2 protein-coding genes and 1 pseudogene are annotated in these 3,110 nt (G+C 34.1%); 2 read left to right on the forward strand and 1 reads right to left on the reverse strand.

The window, feature by feature from the left end; translation table 11 throughout:
• Positions 1-52: 52 nt before the first annotated feature.
• Positions 53-307 (forward strand): annotated as a pseudogene (locus tag D5R40_RS31490) (DUF2059 domain-containing protein); the annotation flags it as partial.
• 337 nt (positions 308-644) lie between these two features.
• On the forward strand, positions 645-779 hold the full coding sequence (locus tag D5R40_RS41700) for a hypothetical protein (RefSeq protein ID WP_275670450.1): 135 nt from the start codon (positions 645-647) through the stop codon (positions 777-779).
• A 202-nt stretch (positions 780-981) separates the two neighbouring features.
• Here the strand turns inward: D5R40_RS41700 and D5R40_RS31495 are convergent, their stop codons facing one another.
• A complete protein-coding gene (locus D5R40_RS31495; RefSeq protein WP_124155774.1) occupies positions 982-2,904 on the reverse strand; it encodes an AAA-like domain-containing protein in 1,923 nt (640 codons plus the stop codon).
• Between the last annotated feature and the right edge of the window lie 206 nt (positions 2,905-3,110).

Genomic DNA, 3,110 nt, shown 5'->3' on the forward strand with positions numbered 1-3,110 from the left:
GAACACCGTGTAGACGGTGGGGTATTAAACCCACAAAGAAAATGATAAATATTTTACAGAAGAAGATTTGCAGACATTAATTGAATTTTATCAAACTCCAACCGGAAGAAAAACTAATAAATATTTTACAGAAGAAGATTTGCAGACATTAATTGAATTTTATCAAACTCCAACCGGAAGAAAAACTATTGAACTTATGCCACAATTGTTTCAAGAATCTATGCAAAGAACAGCTCAGGTACTCAACCCAAAAATTAAGAGTGTTATGCAAGAGATTATTGCTGAGGAATTACAACGTATCAACTAATACCATTTCTCAAAAACTTTTCTACATTTTGTTGAGTAGGGAACCCACCCCTAACCCCTCCCAGGAGGGGAAGTAGAGGGGTGGGGGAGAAGTAAAAAGTAAGAATAATTCATATTAACTGGGCTATTTTTAGCAAAAAAGTGATTCTATCTGTTGTGATTAATTAATAACTGAAGTATTACCCAAGTATAGTGTTACTTTTAGGAATTGGTATAATACCATTTTGATAAATGTTTGCTACAAATAACTAGGGGATTTTTTAGGAGTCAGGAGTCAGGAGTCAGGAGTCGTATGGGAATTGCTTCAATACCACTTTTTAGGTTGGAAATCATCTTTTTTGTCAAAGGGATGTCTCCTGAAAATTATTTTTATCCCTCTTACTATTCGTAACATTCTTTTTTCAAAATGGTATATTGAAGAAGGAGACAGGAGACAGGAGACAGGAGACAGGAGGAAAATTACTTATGGATAGTCAACGAAGGGCCGCTCCGCGTCTACGCTCCCCCAAGTAATTTTGAACACCCCCGTTGACGGTGGGGTATTAAACCCACAAAGAAAATGATAAACTAAAGTCCCATCATTGAGTTTTTACTTCCTAATTCTTCTGACTTTTGATTTATAACTTATAATTTTAATTTCCGTGAAACGGTATAACCCTCTTCCTTCTTCCTTCTTCAAAAATGAACTCGAAAATATTCTTTATATAAACTACACAAAGGCACCACAGCATTTCCCCGAAATTTAACTAATCCCATACTCCGCAATTTAAAAGCCTCAATTGTACCAATTTCCACAGGAGTTTTTGCATTAACAACTTTTGTCATTGCCTTCTGTAAAGTTTCATCTTTTTGCAAGTTCAACAAATGTGGATGTAAGTGATTATAGTAAGGTCCTTCATCAGTTGCTGCCAGTTCTAAAAGTCGTTCTAAAGTAATTTTTCCACTAGCAATTTGATAAAGTGCTAGACGTACTAAATAAGGATGGCCTCCTAACATTTCCATTAGTTTTTCAGACCAATTTAAAGACCATTTTAAACCATGTATTTCTACTAAATATTTTACCTGTTCTAAATTAAATTCTGGCAACTCAATTCCTAATCCCACATTGAAGGGAGACTGATTAATATTCAGAGGAATATAAACCTCCTTAGAATGAACAATTATTAATCGTAATCTTTGCCAATCAGGATTATTTTTACCTTGTTCGTGCCAAGCTCTTAATAAGGCAAAAAAATCTGTTGCTAGACCGGGATTTTGGAAAATTTTGTCAACTTCATCTAATCCTAAAACTATGGGAGCTTTAATTTCAGCGAGCAAATATTTATCAAAATATTTTGTACACCTTTTTTTCACTCCTAAGACTTTTTTCCAATATTTATCTAACTGTTCTTCTAAACCCAATTTGTCGCTAATACTTGCACAAAACCACTGCAAAAATTTGTCTAAGTTTTCGATAAATTCCGTATCTATAGTTTGAAAATTTAGATCAACTATTCGATGACCTTGCTGACTAGAATGAGCTAAAATTCGGGATAATAAAGAACTTTTTCCCATTTGTCGAGGCGCTTTAATTCTAATTAATGCGTTGGGTTTAACAATAGCTTGAAAACATTCTGATTCGATAGGCGATCGCTCAATATAAAAAGGAGAATTTAAAGGAACTTGACCAGAAGGTAGTTCTATATCAGAAATAGGTATATCAGTAGGAGTGTCTATTGAGTTTGCGTAGCATATATTATGTTTTTTCACTCTTATTAAATTTGATGTAATATTCGATAATTCTGCCAAAGCAACTTTAGCGTCTAGGTAGCGTAGAGGCCAGTGAATATTCACCATTTTTATGAAAAAACTAACTAACTCATCACTGACATCGGAAGAGGAAAAGAGTTTTTTACAGTCTATTTCTCCATAGCTATTTAGGGGAAATAGTTGGGGAGGTTTTCCTGTTAAAGCTTGAATTGCAGTTACTCCAACAGCATAAATATCGCTAGCAAATTGGGGTCTACCTTGTAGTTGTTCTATAGGCATATAACCACGAGTTCCAATGGTAATAGTGCTAGTAAATTCCCCATACTTACCAACTACTATTGTACTAACTTCTTTAACTGCTCCAAAATCAATTAATACTAATTTCCCACCAGTTTCTCGCCTCATAATATTTGCCGGTTTTATATCCCGATGAATTACATTATTTTGATGAACAAAACTCAGTAATTCCAGAATATCCGTTAAAAAATTGATGATTTGAAATTCACTCCAATAGGAATTCATTTCTCTAGTTAAATCGTGACCTACTATCAGTTCTTGAACTAGGAAAAATTCTCCTTCATCTTCAAAATAAGCATATAAAGTTGGGATTTGAGCATGGCAACCTAATTTTTTTAAAATCCTACCTTCTTGCTCAAATAACCTCTGAACTTCTAAACTTTTTTGTGTCGGTTTTAGCCTCTTAACAACACATTTTGGTTTGGGAATTTCCGGCATATCTAAATCTTCTGCAATATAAGTTTCACCAAATCCACCACCTGTGCCTAATTTTTCAATAATTTGATAACGTTGATGTAGAATTTTTCCGATAAGAGAATTATTTTTAGACATAAGTAAATACTTTGATCAAAACTTTAATTATTTTCAGAAAGAAGAAGGAAGAAGTAAGAAGGAGGAAGGCATTTAGTTATCTCGGAGATCAGGTGGATTATTGATATTTGATTATTTCTCCTGGGAAGTGCTAACCAAACAGCTATTCCTTGAAGAAGGAGACAGGAGACAGGAGACAGGAGACAGGAGGAAAATTACATGGGGAT

Source organism: Okeania hirsuta (genome assembly GCF_003838195.1).
GTDB classification, from domain to species: Bacteria; Cyanobacteriota; Cyanobacteriia; order Cyanobacteriales; family Microcoleaceae; genus Okeania; species Okeania hirsuta.